This is a genomic window from Clavibacter michiganensis subsp. tessellarius (assembly GCF_021922985.1).
Classification (GTDB): domain Bacteria; phylum Actinomycetota; class Actinomycetes; order Actinomycetales; family Microbacteriaceae; genus Clavibacter; species Clavibacter tessellarius.
In genome coordinates, this window is sequence record NZ_CP040788.1 from 687,871 (window position 1) to 703,725 (window position 15,855).

The 15,855-nt window shown below is 74.3% G+C and carries 13 protein-coding genes and 1 riboswitch; of the genes, 9 read left to right on the forward strand and 4 right to left on the reverse strand.

Features of this window, described 5'->3' with window-relative positions; all coding sequences use genetic code 11:
- Window positions 1–54: 54 nt before the first annotated feature.
- The 4 genes from FGG90_RS03140 to FGG90_RS03155 all read left to right on the forward strand — a co-directional run bounded on the left by FGG90_RS03140 (window position 55) and on the right by FGG90_RS03155 (window position 3,618).
- Window positions 55–588, forward strand: a complete 534-nt coding sequence (locus FGG90_RS03140; RefSeq protein WP_094130563.1) for a DUF1697 domain-containing protein — start codon at window positions 55–57, stop codon at window positions 586–588.
- Window positions 589–712: 124 nt separating this feature from the next.
- Window positions 713–1,690 (forward strand): oxygenase MpaB family protein, encoded by a 978-nt coding sequence (locus FGG90_RS03145; RefSeq protein WP_094130561.1) that lies wholly within the window; start codon window positions 713–715, stop codon window positions 1,688–1,690.
- Between the two features lie 82 nt (window positions 1,691–1,772).
- Window positions 1,773–3,065, forward strand: a complete 1,293-nt coding sequence (locus tag FGG90_RS03150; RefSeq protein WP_094130559.1) for a DNA polymerase IV — start codon at window positions 1,773–1,775, stop codon at window positions 3,063–3,065.
- Between the two features lie 10 nt (window positions 3,066–3,075).
- Window positions 3,076–3,618 (forward strand): DUF4190 domain-containing protein, encoded by a 543-nt coding sequence (locus FGG90_RS03155; RefSeq protein WP_094130557.1) that lies wholly within the window; start codon window positions 3,076–3,078, stop codon window positions 3,616–3,618.
- A gap of 70 nt (window positions 3,619–3,688) precedes the next feature.
- Here the strand turns inward: FGG90_RS03155 and FGG90_RS03160 are convergent, their stop codons facing one another.
- The 4 genes from FGG90_RS03160 to glgX all read right to left on the reverse strand — a co-directional run bounded on the left by FGG90_RS03160 (window position 3,689) and on the right by glgX (window position 11,515).
- Entirely contained in the window at window positions 3,689–5,002 is a 1,314-nt protein-coding gene (locus tag FGG90_RS03160) for a UDP-glucose dehydrogenase family protein (protein ID WP_094130555.1), read from the reverse strand.
- A 161-nt stretch (window positions 5,003–5,163) separates the two neighbouring features.
- Window positions 5,164–6,966: a malto-oligosyltrehalose trehalohydrolase gene (gene treZ, locus FGG90_RS03165; RefSeq protein ID WP_094130553.1), complete on the reverse strand. Its 1,803-nt coding sequence runs from the start codon at window positions 6,964–6,966 to the stop codon at window positions 5,164–5,166.
- 2 nt (window positions 6,967–6,968) lie between these two features.
- Entirely contained in the window at window positions 6,969–9,314 is a 2,346-nt protein-coding gene (gene treY, locus FGG90_RS03170; protein WP_094130551.1) for a malto-oligosyltrehalose synthase, read from the reverse strand.
- Window positions 9,311–11,515 carry a glycogen debranching protein GlgX gene (gene glgX / locus FGG90_RS03175; protein ID WP_094130549.1) on the reverse strand — a complete coding sequence of 735 codons (2,205 nt, stop codon included), beginning with the start codon at window positions 11,513–11,515 and terminating at the stop codon, window positions 9,311–9,313. Before glgX ends, treY begins: the two co-directional genes overlap by 4 nt.
- A gap of 200 nt (window positions 11,516–11,715) precedes the next feature.
- Between glgX and FGG90_RS03180 the strand changes: the two genes are divergently transcribed.
- The 5 genes from FGG90_RS03180 to FGG90_RS03200 all read left to right on the forward strand — a co-directional run bounded on the left by FGG90_RS03180 (window position 11,716) and on the right by FGG90_RS03200 (window position 15,851).
- Complete coding sequence (locus FGG90_RS03180) at window positions 11,716–12,048, forward strand: hypothetical protein (RefSeq protein ID WP_012038119.1); 333 nt, start codon at window positions 11,716–11,718, stop codon at window positions 12,046–12,048.
- A gap of 134 nt (window positions 12,049–12,182) precedes the next feature.
- Window positions 12,183–12,283: riboswitch (TPP riboswitch) on the forward strand.
- Window positions 12,284–12,318: 35 nt separating this feature from the next.
- On the forward strand, window positions 12,319–12,972 hold the full coding sequence (locus tag FGG90_RS03185; RefSeq protein ID WP_094130547.1) for an ECF transporter S component: 654 nt from the start codon (window positions 12,319–12,321) through the stop codon (window positions 12,970–12,972).
- A gap of 2 nt (window positions 12,973–12,974) precedes the next feature.
- A complete protein-coding gene (locus FGG90_RS03190) occupies window positions 12,975–14,522 on the forward strand; it encodes an ABC transporter ATP-binding protein (RefSeq protein WP_337249880.1) in 1,548 nt (515 codons plus the stop codon).
- Window positions 14,519–15,313: an energy-coupling factor transporter transmembrane component T family protein gene (locus tag FGG90_RS03195; RefSeq protein ID WP_094130545.1), complete on the forward strand. Its 795-nt coding sequence runs from the start codon at window positions 14,519–14,521 to the stop codon at window positions 15,311–15,313. The genes FGG90_RS03190 and FGG90_RS03195 overlap by 4 nt, the downstream gene beginning before the upstream one ends.
- On the forward strand, window positions 15,303–15,851 hold the full coding sequence (locus tag FGG90_RS03200; protein WP_094130543.1) for a nucleoside/nucleotide kinase family protein: 549 nt from the start codon (window positions 15,303–15,305) through the stop codon (window positions 15,849–15,851). Before FGG90_RS03195 ends, FGG90_RS03200 begins: the two co-directional genes overlap by 11 nt.
- Window positions 15,852–15,855: the final 4 nt, after the last annotated feature.

A 15,855-nucleotide genomic window follows, 5' to 3' on the forward strand; every position in this document is an offset into this window, starting at 1 on the left:
GTCCCCGGGCCACACTGGTGCGGACGGCGAGGGCGCCGGGGGAGCGGGTGCCGGATGGAGCGGTCGGTCGTGCTGCTGCGCGGGATCAACGTCGGGCGGGCGAAGCAGGTGCCGATGCCGGCGCTCACGGAGGCGCTCGAGGGCCTCGGCTACACGCGCGTGCGCACGCACCTGCGGAGCGGGAACGCGGTCGTCGACCACGCGCGGCCGGCGGGGCAGGGCGCCGCGGTCGCCATCGAGGACGCCGTGCGCCTGGCCACCGGCGTGACCGCCGACGTGCACGTGGTCGGCGCGGACGACTTCCGCGCCATCGCCTCGGCCATCCCCTTCGCCGGCGTCGCGGACGACCCCTCCCGCCTCCTCGTCTCGTTCCTCGACCGTCCGCTCCGCCCGGCGCCGCCGCCCCCGGCCGCGGAGGGGATCGCCCCCGACCTCGTGCACGTCGCCGAGCGCGCCGTCTACTCGTGGCACCCGGACGGCGTCTCGCGCTCGCGCGTGCCCGCCGCCTTCTGGCGCGGCCTCGGGGCCTCCGTCACGGCGCGGAACGCCCGCACGGTGGCGGCCCTCGTCGCCCTCCTCGACGGCTGACCCGGCGTCCAGCCGGCGTGCCCCCCCGCTCGGGGGACGCATCCAGGGACCCGTCACGCCCCCGTTCGGGATCCGTCCCGCGCGGGCCTCCCCAGGCCGCGGAACGCGGGATAGGTTCGGAGTCGTGAGCAGATACGCGGACCGCTGGAAGTCCCACATCCTGGAGACCTTCTCCGCGGACTCCGAGGGGCGACCCCAGTGGATCCAGGACCTGGAGAAGGGCGACGACGCGGGCTGGTTCGGGCCCGGCTCCGCCGTCTGGTCCGTGCACGGCGGAATGCCGTCGCTCGTCGCCGGAATCCGCGCCCTCCTCATGCAGACCCTCCACCCGGGCGCCATGGCCGGCGTGCACGACTGGTCGAGGTACCGCGAGGATCCGCTCGGCCGCCTCGCCGGCACCGTGCGCTGGGTGGTCACCACCTCGTTCGGCGACCGCGACACCGCCGTCGACGTCAGCCGCCGCGTCCGCGGGTACCACCGCAAGGTGCAGGGCACGTTCGTCGACGGCCACGGCGTCGAGCGTCCGTACAGCGCCAACGACCCCGACCTCCTCTCCTGGGTGCACATCGTCTTCACCGACGCGTTCCTCAGCACGCACATGCAGTGGGGCCCGCCGATCCCCGGCGGCCCCGACCGGTACGTGGCCGAGTGGGCCAAGGCGGGCGAGCTGATGGGCGTGGAGGCGCCGCCGCGGTCGCACGCGGAGCTGCACGCGCAGATCGACGCCTTCCACGACCAGGGCCTGCTCCGTGCCGACGAGCGCACGCGCGAGACGATCTCGTTCCTCCGCGAGCCGCCGCTCCGGCCATCCATGCTCCCCGCCTACCGCGTGCTCTTCGCGGGCGCCGTCGCGTCGCTGGAGCCGCGGTACCGCGAGCTGCTCGGTCTCGACCGCGCGTCCTTCGGGCCGTTCCCGCTGCCGGCGCTCGCGTCGACCCGGGTGATGCTCGGGGTCGCCGGCCGCGTCATGGGCGCGCAGTCCACGAGCCACGAGGCGGCGCTCAAGCGCATCGCGCGGCTCGCCGAGGAGGGCACCGGGCGGGAGGCCGTGGACGCGGAGTGCGACGACGACGCCGGGCACCGCGCCCAGCCCGCGGCCTGACCGGCGGCGCGCCGCCGCGACGCCCGTCGCGGACCCGCCCGCGTCCGCCGATGTCGGCGGCCCGGGCTAGCGTGGGGACGACATGAGCAGGCAGGACGGATCGACCAGGCGCACGTCCGACGCGAGCGCGGACGACTCCGAGGCGACCATCCTCCACGTCGACATGGACGCGTTCTTCGCCGCGGTCGAGCTCCTCGAGCGGCCGGAGCTGCGGGGCACGCCCGTCATCGTCGGCGGATCCTCGGGGCGCGGCGTGGTCACGAGCGCCACGTACGAGGCGCGTCGGTTCGGGGTCCGCTCGGCCATGCCCATGGCGCAGGCGCTCCGGCTCTGCCCGCAGGCCACCGTCATCGGCGGCCACATGGAGAAGTACGCGCACTGGTCGAAGGTCGTCATGGGCATCTTCCGCGACGTCACGCCGCTCGTCGAGCCGCTCTCCATCGACGAGGCGTTCCTCGACGTGGCCGGGGCGCGCAACCTCTTCGGCTCGCCCGCGGAGATCGGCGCCATGATCCGGCGGCGCGTCCACGCCGAGACCGGCCTCACCTGCTCGGTCGGCGCCGCGTCCACGAAGTTCGTCGCCAAGCTCGCCAGCACCCGCTGCAAGCCGGACGGCCTCCTCGTCGTCCCGGCCGCCGAGACTCTCCCGTTCCTCCACGCGCTGCCGGTCGGCGCGCTCTGGGGAGTGGGGAGGACCACCGAGGAGGCCCTCCTCCGCCGCGGCCTTCGCACGGTGGCCGACATCGCCGACACGCCCCTGCCGACACTGCAGTCGATGCTGGGCGAGTCCGCGGGCGCCCGGCTGCACGACCTCTCCTGGGGGCGCGACCCGCGGCGGGTCAGCACCCACCGCGAGGAGAAGAGCATGGGGCACGAGAACACGTTCCACGACGACGTGGCGGATCCGGCCGTCGTGCGCCGGGAGCTCCTCGGCCAGGCCACGCGCGTCGCCGAGCGGCTGCGGCGCGCGGGGCTCACGGCGCGCACCGTGTCGCTCAAGCTCCGCTACTCCGACTTCCGCACCATCACGCGGTCGCGCACGCTCTCCGAGCCCACCGACGTGGCGCGGCGCATCTACGACGAGATCCGCGAGGTCTACGAGCAGGTCGCGCGCCCGGGCGACCGGATCCGGCTCGTCGGCGTGCGGGCGGAGCAGCTCGACGACGCCGACAACCGCGCCGTCGCGCTGTGGGACGCCGACGAGGGCTGGCGCGAGGCCGAGCGCACGGTCGACCAGGCCGCCGCGCGCTTCGGCCGCGGCGCCATCGGGCCCGCGTCGCTCCTGCGTCGGCCCGGCACCGAGCGGGCCGCCGTGTCGGATCCGCGCTCCGAGGCCTCCGCGCGCGATACCCTCCCGGGACGCCCACCCGACTGACGAGGACCCCATGACCGATCCCGCCGCGCCCGCCCCCGACGACCACGAGACCCCGGCCGGCGGGGAGGCGGTTCCCGCGCACGATCCCGCTGCCGCGCACGATCCCGCTCCGGCCCACGACCCGGCACCGACGGCTCCCGCCGCTCCGACGGCTCCCGCGGCCCACGAGCCGATCCCGCCCGCGGCCCCGCAGCCGTACGCTTCCGCCCCCGACGCGGCCCCCTACGGGCTCGCGCCCGCGCCGGTGCCGCCCGCCCCGGCCTCGATCGCCTGGGGCCACCCGGTCTACGCGGTCGCGCCGCCGAAGGGCCTCAGCCTCACCTCGATGATCCTGGGCCTCGTCTCGGTGTTCTTCTTCTGGACGTTCCTCTGCCCGCTCATCGGGCTCGTCTTCGGCATCGTCGGCATCCGCAAGGAGCCGGCCGGGCGCGGCTTCGCCATCACGGGCCTCGTCCTCAACGGGCTGCTGCTGCTCATCCCGGTCGCGTTCGTGCTCTCGATCGTCGTCGCCGGCGGCACGCTCTTCGGCATCGCGGCCACCACGCCGCGGTGACCTCGCGCCCGCTTCCGCTCCCGCTCCCCGCCGGTCGGGCGGGGTCGGGGTCGGGCGCAGCGCGCGTCGGCTACGGCCGGCCCATGCCCCGGTAGCGCCAGCCGGCCGCGCGCCACTCCACGGGGTCGAGGCAGTTGCGGCCGTCCACGATCACGGGCGAGGCGACGATGGCCTTGAGCTCCGCGGGGTCGATGGCGCGGTACTGCTTCCACTCGGTGAGCAGCATGACCACGTCGGCGTCGCGGGCCGCCTCCTGCCAGCTGTCCACGTAGGTGAGCTCGGGGAAGCGGCGGCGCGAGTTCTCGTTCGCGTACGGATCCGTCGCCAGCACGCGCGCCCCCTGGAGCTGCAGCTGGGCGGAGATGCTGAGCGCGGGGGAGTCGCGCACGTCGTCGGACTCGGGCTTGAAGGCCAGGCCGAGGACGGCGACGTTGCGGCCGAGCAGGGATCCGCCGCACACCTCGCGGGCGACGTCCACCGCGCGCACGCGGCGCCGCATGTTGATGGAGTCGACCTCGCGGAGGAACGTGAGCGCCTGGTCGGCCCCGAGCTCTCCGGCGCGGGCCATGAAGGCGCGGATGTCCTTGGGCAGGCAGCCCCCGCCGAAGCCGACGCCGGCGTTGAGGAAGCGCCGGCCGATGCGGTCGTCGTAGCCGATGGCGTCGGCGAGCTGGGTGACGTCGGCGCCCGTGGCCTCGCACACCTCGGCCATGGCGTTGATGAAGGAGATCTTCGTGGCGAGGAACGCGTTGGCGGAGACCTTGACGAGCTCGGCGGTCTCGTAGTCGGTGGTGACGCGCGCGGTGCCGGCGCCGATCGCGGCGGCGTACACCTCGTCGAGCAGGGCGCGGGCGGCCTCGCCCTCCTCGCCCGCGGGCAGGCCGTAGACGAAGCGGTCGGGCGTGAGCGTGTCGTCGACCGCGAAGCCCTCGCGGAGGAACTCCGGGTTCCACATGAGCGTGGCGCCGGGGACGCGCGCCTGCACGCGCTCGGCGAGGCGGCGTGCCGTGCCGACGGGGACGGTCGACTTGCCGGCGACGACGTCGCCGTCCGACAGGTGCGGGATCAGCGCGTCGACCGCCGCGTCGACGTACGTGAGGTCGGCCGCGTTCTCGCCGCGCTTCTGGGGCGTGCCGACGGCGATGAAGTGCACGCGGGCCCCGGCGGCCTCGGCCGCGTCGGTGCTGAACCGCAGGCGCCCGGTGGCGAGCTGCTCGGTGAGGAGCTCCGGCAGGCCCGGCTCGAAGAAGGGGGCGACGCCCTGCTGCAGCGAGGCGATCTTCGCGGCGTCCACGTCGATGGCCACCACGTCGTGCCCGAGCCGGCTCATGCAGGCCGCGTGCACGGTTCCGAGGTAGCCGCAGCCGATCACTGAGATGCGCAAGGGGAGTCCGTTCCGTCGAGTGGTGCCGCCGCCGTCCGGCATGCGGGAACCACTTCGGCGTGCCCCCCAGCCCCGGCCTGGATCGAACCTAGCACGGGCGCGGGACCGGACAGGGAGAGGGCCCGGGAGCGCGTCTCGGCGCTCCCGGGCCCTCGGATCGATCAGGCGAGCAGGGCCTCCGCGGCGTCCGCCACCGGGCCGAGGATCGCCGCGGTGCGCGCGGGGAGCACGACCTCGTCCGCGGCCAGCTCCACGCCGTCCGCGGTCGCGAGCAGCAGCGCGGGACGCTCGCCGACGACGGGCACGCGGCGCTCCTCGTCGGAGAGGTTCACCACGATCGACAGCTCGCCGCGGTCCATGACGAGCAGGCGCGCCTCCTCGTGCACCTCGACCTCGACCTCGGCGAACCGGGGGTCGGTGAGGTCGGGGTGGGCGCGGCGGAGGCGGATCAGCTCGCTGTAGAGCGCGAACAGGCGGGCGTGCTGCGAGGCGGCCGCCTCGGCGCCGTAGAGCTCCGACCAGTCGAGCTTCGAGTCCTGGAACGTCGACAGGTCCTGCGGGTTGGGCACGACGGACTCGTCCCAGCCCATCTTCGCGAACTCCTCGATGCGGCCCTTCGCGGTCGCCTCGCCCAGGTCGTGCTCGGGGTGCGACGTGAAGAACTGCCACGGCGTGGTCGCGCCCCACTCCTCGCCCATGAAGAGCATGGGCGTGAAGGGCGACGTGAGCGTGAGCACCGCGGCCAGCGCGAGGCCGCCCTCGTCGAGCGTCGCGGTGAGGCGGTCGCCCGTCGCGCGGTTGCCGATCTGGTCGTGGTTCTGGTTCGCGACCACCAGGCGGTGCGCCGGGATCCGCTCGAGGTCGAGCGGCCGCCCGTGCACGCGGCCCCGGAACGACGACCACGTGCCGTCGTGGAAGAAGCCGCGCGTGATGACCTTGGCGAGCGCCCCGAGCGACGCGAAGTCCTCGTAGTAGCCCGTGGTCTCGCCCGTGAGCGCGACGTGGACCGCGTGGTGGAAGTCGTCGCTCCACTGCGCGTCGAGCCCGTAGCCGTGCGCCTCGCGCGACGTGATCAGCTTCGGGTCGTTGAGGTCGGACTCCGCGATGAGCGTGAGCGGGCGGCCGACGTGCGCCGAGAGGACGTCCACCTGCACCGCGAGCTCCTCGAGGAGGTGCGTGGCGGTGTGGTCGACGAGCGCGTGCACCGCGTCCAGGCGCAGCGCGTCGACGTGGTAGTCGCCGAGCCACATGAGCGCGTTGTCGATGACGTACTCGCGGACGGGACCGGAGTCCTCCCCGTCGAGGTTGAGGCTGGACCCCCACGTGTTGGCCGACGCCTCGTGCAGGTACGGGCCGTAGACGGGCAGGTAGTTGCCCGACGGGCCGAGGTGGTTGTAGACGACGTCCTGCACGACGCCGAGGCCGCGCGCGTGGCAGGCGTCGACGAAGCGCTGGTACGCCTCGGGGCCGCCGTAGGTCTCCTGGACCGTGTACCAGAGGACCCCGTCGTAGCCCCAGTTGTGCGTGCCGTTGAAGCCGTTGACCGGGAGCACCTCCACCAGGTCGACGCCGAGCGCGACGAGGTGGTCGAGCCGGTCGATCGCGGAGTCCAGCGTGCCCTCGGGCGTGAAGGTGCCGATGTGCATCTCGTAGATGACGGCGCCGGCGAGCTGACGGCCCGTCCACGCCTGGTCGGTCCACGCGAACGAGGACGGGTCGTACGTGCGCGAGCGGCCGTGGACTCCCTCCGGCTGGCGGCGCGAGCGCGGGTCGGGCAGCGGGGTGTCGCCGTCGTCCACGAGGTAGCCGTAGTCGAGGTCGCCGGACGGCAGGGCCTCGGCGCGGTCGGCGTCGAGGGTCCACCAGCCGTCGCCCGTGGGGGAGAGCGGCAGGCGCTCGTCCCCGACGGACAGGGCGAGGGTGCGGGCCTTCGGGGCCCAGATGTCGAAGCGGTCGTCGGTCATGCTCAGCTCCCGGGGGTGGCGTCGGCGGCGGTGGTGGCGGGCGCGAGGATCGCGACCGGGTAGTCGGCGAGCAGCGCGGCGACGGACACGCGTCCGCCGTCGAGCCGGCGCCCGCTCACGTGGTCGACGAGCTCGCCGTCGGGCAGCGTGATGGTGGTCGATCCCCATCCGCCGCCGGACTCCAGCCCGACGGGCAGGCGGGTGGCCACGGTGATCGCGCCGCCGCGGTCGAAGGCGATCACGTGCGCCGCGGCGTCGCCGGCGGCGTGCAGCGGCTCGTAGCCCGTGAAGAGCTCCGGGTGGTCGCGGCGGAGGCGGAGCGCGCGGGCGGTGACGAGGAGCTTGGCGGCGCCCGTCTCGTCGATCGCGGGCTCGGCGCCCGCGAGGACCGCGTCGAGCGCGGCGCGGCGCGTGCCGAAGTCGACCTCGCGGCGGTTGTCCGGATCCACGAGGCTCGTCTCCCACAGCTCGCTGCCCTGGTAGACGTCGGGCATGCCGGGGGCGGTCAGCTGGATGGCCTTGGCCGCCAGCGCGTTCGACCAGCCGGGGCCGGAGAGCCGGTCGTAGAGCCCGGCCACGATCGTGCGGGCGCGCGGGTCGTCGAAGGCGGCGTCGACGAGCCCGTGCATGCGCTCCTCGAAGGCCTCGTCGGGCGCGGTCCACGTGGTCGAGTCGCCGGCCTCGCGGGACGCCTTCTCGGCGTACGCGTGCAGGCGCTCGCGCGACGCCGGCCAGGTGCCGACGAGCGTCTGCCAGAGCAGGTTGTCGAACGGGCCGTCGCCGGTGGGCGCGACCTCGCGGAGCTTCTCGAGCGCGTCGCGCCAGGCCTCGGGCGTCTCGGAGAGCACGTCGATGCGGGCGCGCACGTCCTCGCCGCGCTTCGTGTCGTGCGTCGAGAGCGTCGTCATCGCGTGCGGCGCGATGCGGTGGCGCTCCAGCTGGCGCGCGTGGAAGTCGTCGACGTCGATCGCGAAGATCGACGGGTCCGCGCCGACCTCGTTGAGGGAGACGAGGCGCGAGTAGCGGTAGAACGCGGTGTCCTCCACGCCCTTGGCCATGACCATGCCGCTCGTCTGCTGGAAGCGCTGCGCGACGAGCGTGGACGGGTCGGAGAGCTGGGGCATCAGCGCGTCGATGGTCGCGACGAGGTCGGGGCGGCTGGTGCGCGCGGCCTCGGCCGCCTCCTCGAGGTGCGCGAGCCCGCCGGGCAGGTAGCTGCGGTAGACGGGGAAGGTCGCGAGCAGCTCGGCGATGGCGTCGGCGGCGTCGGCCGGGGCGTCCTCCACGAGGCGCTCGAGCCGGAGGACCTCGCTGCGGAGGATCCCGTCGGCGATGCCGCGCTTGGTGCCGCGGATCATGTCGGCCCAGCTCGTGAGCTCGCCCTGCGGCAGGCCGCGGAGCGACGCCTCGAGGTGGTCGAGCTCGACCTGGCCGTCGGGGTCGACGAGCACGCGGTCGATCTCCGCGAGCGCGTCGTAGCCCGTCGTGCCGGCGGTCGCCCAGTCGGTGGGCAGCGTCTCGCCGGGCTCGAGGATCTTCTCCACGAGCACGTAGGCGCCGCCCGTGATGCGCGCCAGGTCGTCGAGGTAGCCCTGGGGGTCGAGCAGGCCGTCCGGGTGGTCGACCCGGAGGCCGTCGGCGAGGCCCTCGCGGAACCAGCGCGAGATCTCCGCGTGCGACTCCTCGAAGACGCGCGGCAGCTCGACGCGGATGCCCGCGAGCGTGTTGACCGCGAAGAAGCGGCGGTAGTTGAGCTCGGCGTCGGCGCGGCGCCAGTTGATCAGCTCGTAGGACTGGCGCTCGTGCACCGTGCGGGCGTCCGCGTCGTCCTCGGCCGTGCCGGGCGCGACGGGGTAGCGGGTGTCGTAGTAGCGGAGCTCGACGGTGCCGTCGTCGCCGCGCACGAGCTTCAGCTCGTCGAGCTCGGACTCGCCGTCGCCGAGCACGGGGATCCGGACCTTGCCGCGCCCGAAGTCCCAGTCGACGTCGAAGGCCTCGGCGTACCGGCTCGCGGTGCCGTGGGTCAGCAGGTCCCACCACCAGAGGCTCTCCACCGGGGTGGCGACGCCGACGTGGTTCGGGACGATGTCCACCAGCACGCCCATGCCGAGCTCGTGGGCGCGGTCGGCGACGGCCTTGAGGCCCGCCGCCCCGCCGCGCGTCGGGTCCACCTGCGCGTGGTCGACCACGTCATAGCCGTGGTCGGATCCGGGCTCGGCCGTGAGGATCGGGCTGAGGTACACCCAGTCCGCGCCGAGGTCCTTCACGTACGGCAGCTGCGCGGCCACGGCGGCGAGGTCGAAGGACTCCCGCACCTGGAACCGGTAGGTGGAGATGGGGGTTCTCAACTGATGTCGCTCCTTGGGTCTGCGGCGGGCCGGTCGGCCTGCGCGTGGGTGAGGACCGCGAGGCTCGCCGCGACCGAGTGGTCGGGCTCCACCTCGGGCTCCGTGTAGGCGCGCAGCACCACGAGTGCCTTGGCCGCCACGTCCACGACGCTACTCGCGCGGAGGGCCGTCGAGTCGGCTCCGACGCCCGCGGTGTCGATCACGGTCTCCCACGCGTCCGCGTACTCGTCCGACGGGAGCGTGAAGGACACGGGCTCGTCGTGCGCGTTGAAGTACAGGAGGAAGTGCGTGTCGTAGATGTCCTCGCCGCGGCGGTCGCGCCCGCGGATCCCGTTGCCGTTGAGGAACATGCCGATCGCCCGGAGGCCGGACTCCCAGTCGTCGTCCACCATGGGCGTCGCGTCGGCGTCGAGCCACACGATGTCGGGCAGCGGCTCGCCCTCGCCGCGGCGCACGGGCCGGCCGTCGAAGAAGCGCCCGCGACGGAACGTGGGGTGCTCCTTGCGCAGGCGCACGACCGAGGCCGTGAACTCCGCGAGCGGCTGGTCGGCCTGGTCCCAGTGCACCCAGCTGATCTCGTTGTCCTGCGCGTACGTGTTGTTGTTGCCCTGCTGCGTGCGGCCGAGCTCGTCGCCGTGGAGGATCATCGGCACGCCCTGCGACAGGATCATCGTCGCGAGCATGTTGCGCTGCTGGCGGCCGCGCAGCGTGAGGATCGCCGGGTCGTCCGTCGGCCCCTCCACGCCCATGTTCCAGGAACGGTTGTGGCTCTCGCCGTCGTTGTTGTCCTCGCCGTTCGCGTCGTTGTGCTTCTCGTTGTAGGAGACGAGGTCGGCGATCGTGAAGCCGTCGTGCGCGGTGATGAAGTTGATCGACGCGACCGGCCGGCGGCCCGAGTGCTCGTAGAGGTCGGCGGATCCCGTGATGCGGGCCGCGAACTCGCCGAGCGAGGAGGCCTCGCCGCGCCAGAAGTCGCGCACCGTGTCGCGGTACTTGCCGTTCCACTCCGTCCACTGCGGCGGGAAGTTGCCCACCTGGTAGCCGCCGGGGCCCACGTCCCACGGCTCGGCGATGAGCTTGACCTGCGACACCACCGGGTCCTGCTGCACGAGCTCGAAGAAGGTGGCGAGCTTGTCGACGTCGTAGAACTCGCGCGCGAGCGCGGAGGCGAGGTCGAAGCGGAAGCCGTCCACGTGCATCTCGGTCACCCAGTAGCGCAGCGAGTCCATGATCAGCTGCAGCGCGTGCGGGTGGCGGACGTTGAGCGAGTTGCCCGTGCCCGTGTAGTCCATGTAGTAGGTGGGGTCGTCCTCCATGAGCCGGTAGTAGGCCTGGTTGTCGATGCCCTTGAACGACAGCGTCGGGCCGAGGTGGTTGCCCTCGGCCGTGTGGTTGTAGACCACGTCGAGGATGACCTCGATGCCGGCCGCGTGCAGCGCCCGCACCATCGACTTGAACTCCTGCACCTGCTGGCCGAGCTCGCCCGTGGACGAGTAGGCGTTGTGCGGCGCGAAGAACCCGATGGTGTTGTAGCCCCAGTAGTTGCGGAGGCCCTTCTCGAGCAGCGTGTTGTCCTGCACGAACTGGTGCACGGGCATCAGCTCGATGGCCGTCACGCCGAGTCGCTGCAGGTGGTCGATGACCGCGGGGTGCGCGATGCCGGCGTACGTGCCGCGCAGCTCCTCGGGGATCCGCGGGTGCAGCTGCGTGAGGCCCTTCACGTGCGCCTCGTAGACGACGGTCTCGCTGTAGGGCGTGCGGGGGAGCCGGTCGCCGTCCCAGTCGAAGAACGGGTTGACCACGACGCCGAGCATCATGTGCGGGCCCGAGTCCTCGTCGTTGCGGCTCGCCGGGTCGCCGAACTCGTACGCGAACAGCGACGGGTGCCAGTCGAACTCGCCGCAGGTGGCCTTCGCGTAGGGGTCCAGCAGCAGCTTCGCGGGGTTCGAGCGGTGCCCGGCCTCGGGCTCGTACGGCCCGGTGACGCGGTAGCCGTAGCGCTGGCCCGGCTGCACGTGCGGGAGGTAGCAGTGCCAGACGTGCGCGTCGACCTCGGTCACGTCCACGCGGGTCTCGGTGCCGTCCTCCTCGATGAGGCACAGCTGCACCCTCTCGGCGACCTCGCTGAAGAGCGCGAAGTTCGTGCCGCTCCCGTCGAAGGTCGCGCCGAGCGGGTACGGGTTTCCGGGCCAGGTGTGCAAGTGGTCCTCCAGTTGGGTCGACTCGTCCGCCGACGGCGCGCGTGCGCGCGGGTCCGTCGGGGGCGGGGCAGGCGGTGGATCCGCGTGGGCCGCAGCGGCGGGGAGGCCGGATGCGACGCAGCGACGCACCAGGGGCGAGGCTACCGCGAGGACGCGGATCGCCCGGCATCCGGCGGGCCTCGCGGGGTACGGTGGGACGCATGACCAACCTCGTCGCACAGCTCGCAGAGAACGTGAAGAACGCCGGAGTGGGGACGGTCTACGGCGACCCCCTCGACATCGACGGCTCGACCATCGTCCCGGTGGCATTCGCCTGGTACGGCTTCGGCGGGGGCAGCGACCTCCCCGACTCCGACGGCAACGTCGCGGGCGGCGGCGGGGGCGGCGGCGCCACTTGGCCGATCGGCGCCTACATCGCCACCGACGGCGAGGTGCGGTTCCAGCCGAACGTCATCGCGCTGCTCGCGGTGGCCACGCCCGTCATCTGGATCTCCGGCAAGGTCCTCGTCAAGCTCATCAAGACGCTGAAGTAGCGCACGGCGTCCCCGGACGCGCACGACCAGCGCGGAGCGCGGGTGCCCTCGGGCACCCGCGCTCCCGTGCGTCCGTGGCATCTGCGCATCCCGGGCGCGCCGGATGCCCGACCGCGCGCTAGGATCGCACCGAACACGGGAGTCCGGTGAGCCGGGCTGAGAGGAAGACACCCAGTCTTCGACCGTCGAACCTGATCTGGATCATGCCAGCGCAGGGAGGCTTCCATCTCGCACCCGTGCCCTCTTCCACTCCTCCGAAGGGCACGTCCAATGACCGCATCACCCTCGTCCACCGCATCCGCCGCGAGCGTCGACCCCGGCGCCCGCGCTCCCCGCTCGGGCCTCCGCGCCCGCTGGCGCGTCATCGACATCGTCGTGGCCAGCGTCCTCGGCGTCGCGTCCGGCCTCGTCTTCGTCCTCTGGAACACGGCGTCCGTGCCGGTGAGCGGGCTCTTCGAGCCCCTCCTCCCGGGGCTCCAGGCCCTCGCCGGCGGCGGCTGGCTCTTCGCGGGCGTCCTCACCGGCATCGTGATCCGCAAGCCCGGAGCCGCCCTGTACGGCGAGCTCCTCGCGGCCTTCGTCTCGATGCTGGTCGGGAACGTCTGGGGCGTGAGCACGCTCCTCTCCGGCCTCACCCAGGGCCTCGGCGCCGAGCTCGTGCTCCTCGTCTTCCTCTACGCGAACTGGCGCGCGTACGTCGCCGTGCTCGCGGGCATGGGCGCGGGCCTCGGCATGGCCGTGACCGACCTCATCACCTACTACCCGGGCTCCTCGCCGCTCTTCGTCGCCGTCTACACGATCGCGGCGCTCGTCTCCGGGGCGGTCGTCGCGGGCCTGCTCTCGTGGCTGGTGGCCCGGGCGCTCGCGCGCACGGGCGCGCTCTCGCGCTTCGCCTCGGGTCGCGACACCGCGGCCCGGGTCTGAGCGTGCGGCGGCCCGGCCGACGCGGGTCGGCGGGCGCGCCGGTCGCCGGCACCGCTCCCGGGGGCGGATCGTCCTCGGGCGGCGCCGCCGTCCGGGCCGTCGGCTGGGGCTGGCGCCACGCGGGCCGGAGCGCCTGGGCCGTGCGGGACGTCGACCTCGTCATCGAGCCGGGGGAGCGCGTCCTGCTGCTCGGCGCATCCGGCGCCGGCAAGACCACGCTGCTGCACGCGCTCGCGGGCGTCCTCGGCGGCGACGACGAGGGCGAGAGCCGGGGCGAGCTGCAGGTCGACGGCGCGGATCCGGCCGGCCAGCGGGGGCGCGCGGGCCTCGTCCTCCAGGACCCCGACGCGCAGGTGATCCTCTCCCGCGTCGGCGACGACGTCGCCTTCGGCTGCGAGAACCTCGGCGTCCCGCGCGACGAGATCTGGGCCCGCGTCCGCGACGCGCTCGACGCCGTCGGCCTCGACGTCGCGCTCGACCGCTCGACGACCGCGCTCTCCGGTGGCCAGAAGCAGCGCCTCGCGCTCGCGGGCGTCCTCGCCATGCGGCCCGGCCTCCTCCTCCTCGACGAGCCGACGGCCAACCTCGATCCCGAGGGCGTGGGCGAGGTGCGCCGCGCGGTCGAGCGGGTCGTCGCGTCCACGGGCACCACGCTCGTCGTCATCGAGCACCGCGTGGCCGTGTGGCAGGACCTGGTCGACCGGGTGGTCGTGCTGGGTGCGGACGGCGGCGTCCTCGCCGACGGCGCCCCCGACGACGTGCTGCGCGACCAGGGCGCCTCCCTGGCGGCGGCCGGCGTCTGGGTCCCGGGACGCGAGCCGGTCGCCCCGGTCCGGTCGCCGGCCGCGCCGTCCCCGCTCCTCCGGGCCGACGGCCTCGGGGTGGGGCGGCGCCGCGGGGTCGCCGTGGCCGGCGACGTCTCCCTCGGGCTCTCCGCGGGCCGCGTCGCGGCGCTCACGGGCCCGAACGGCGGCGGGAAGAGCACGCTGGCGCTCACCCTGGGCGGCCTGCTGCCGGCCGTCGCGGGCCGGGTCGTCGCCGAGGGCGCGCTCGCGGACGGCCTCGGCGCGGATCCGTCCGCCTGGCGCTCGCGCGAGCTCGCCGCCCGCATCGGCACGGTCTTCCAGGATCCCGAGCACCAGTTCCTCGCGGCGACCGTCCGCGCGGAGCTCGAGGTCGGCCCCCGCGCCGTCGGCGCCGATCCGGTCGCCTCCCCGCGACGCGTCGACGAGCTGCTCGTGCGCCTCCGGCTCGACGGCCTCGCCCAGGCCAACCCGTTCACGCTCTCCGGCGGGGAGAAGCGCCGCCTGTCCGTGGCCACCGCGCTCGCGACGGCCCCGCGCCTCCTCGTCCTCGACGAGCCGACCTTCGGCCAGGACGCCCGCACCTGGGCGGAGCTCGTCGCCCTCCTCGCCGACCTCGTCGACCGCGAGGGCGTCGGCGTCCTCGCGGTCACCCACGACGAGCACCTCGTGGCCTCGCTCGCGGACGACGTGCTCCGGCTGGATCCCGCCGACGCGGCTCCCGCGCGCCTCCGGGTGGTGCGATGAGCGCCGCGATCCGCGAGGCCGTGCCGGCCTCGCGCGCGACCGGCCTCGCCGCGGTCAACCCCGTCGCCCGGCTGGCCGCCGCGCTCGTGCTGACGCTCGCGCTCGTCCTCAGCCTCGACGTGGTCTCCGCCGGCGCCGCGCTGGCGCTCGAGCTGCTGCTGCTGCCGCTCACCGGGATCCGCGTCCGGTCGCTCCTCGTCCGCGGCATCCCGATCTGGATCGCGGCCCCGGGCGCGGGCCTCACGATCCTGCTCTACGGGCGCACCTCCGGCGACGTCTACGCGCAGTTCCTCCTCGTGGTGGTGAGCGAGGGATCCGTGCTGCTGGCCGTGGCGACGACCCTCCGCGTGCTCGCGGTCGGCATCGCGTCGCTCATCCTGTTCTCGGACGTGGACCCGACCGACCTCGCCGACGGCCTCGCGCAGGTGTGGCGGCTCCCGTCGCGGTTCGTCCTGGGGGCCCTCGCGGGCGTCCGCCTGGTCGGGCTCCTGCTCCACGACTGGCGGTCGCTCGAGCTCGCCCGCCGGGCCCGCGGCGTGGCCGACCGGGGCCGCGTGCGCCGGTTCGCCGGGCAGGCGTTCGCCCTGCTGGTGCTGTCCATCCGCCGTGGCAGCAAGCTCGCCACCGCGATGGAGGCGCGCGGCTTCGGCGGCCCGGGCCTCCGCACGTGGGCGCGGCCCAGCGTCGTCGGCCGACGCGAGCACCTGGTGGTCCTCGTGGCCGTGCTGGTCGCCGCGGCGTCCGTCGGGGCCGCGGTCGCGGCCGGGACGTGGGACTTCGTTGCCGCCTGACGCGGGGGAGCGGCGCCCGGCGCTGGTCCTCGTCGACGGCCCCAGCGGATCCGGCAAGTCCACGCTCGCCGACGCGCTCGTCCGGGACGGCGACGCGGCGGCGCACCTCCCGCCGGGCGCCCAGCTGCTCCGCCTCGACGACGTCTACCCCGGCTGGGACGGCCTGGAGGCGGCGTCCCGCCACCTCGAGCAGCACGTGATGACGGGGATGCGTCCGGGCGGCCGACCGCGCTGGCGCCGCTGGGACTGGGCCGCCGACGCCCCTGCGGAGTGGCACGACCTCGATCCCGACCGGCCTCTCGTGGTCGAGGGCTGCGGATCCCTCACCCGCGCCGCGGCGGCCCTGGCGACGCACCGGATCTGGGTCGAGGCGGACGACGACGTCCGTCGCGCCCGCGCCATCTCCCGCGACGGCGCGTCCTTCGCGGTCGAGTGGGAGCGCTGGGACGCCCAGTGGCGCGCGCACGTGGCCCGCGAGGACCCGCGCGCCCTGGCCGACGCCGTCGTCCGCACGGACGCGGTCGCGGCGCCCGGGTAGCCTG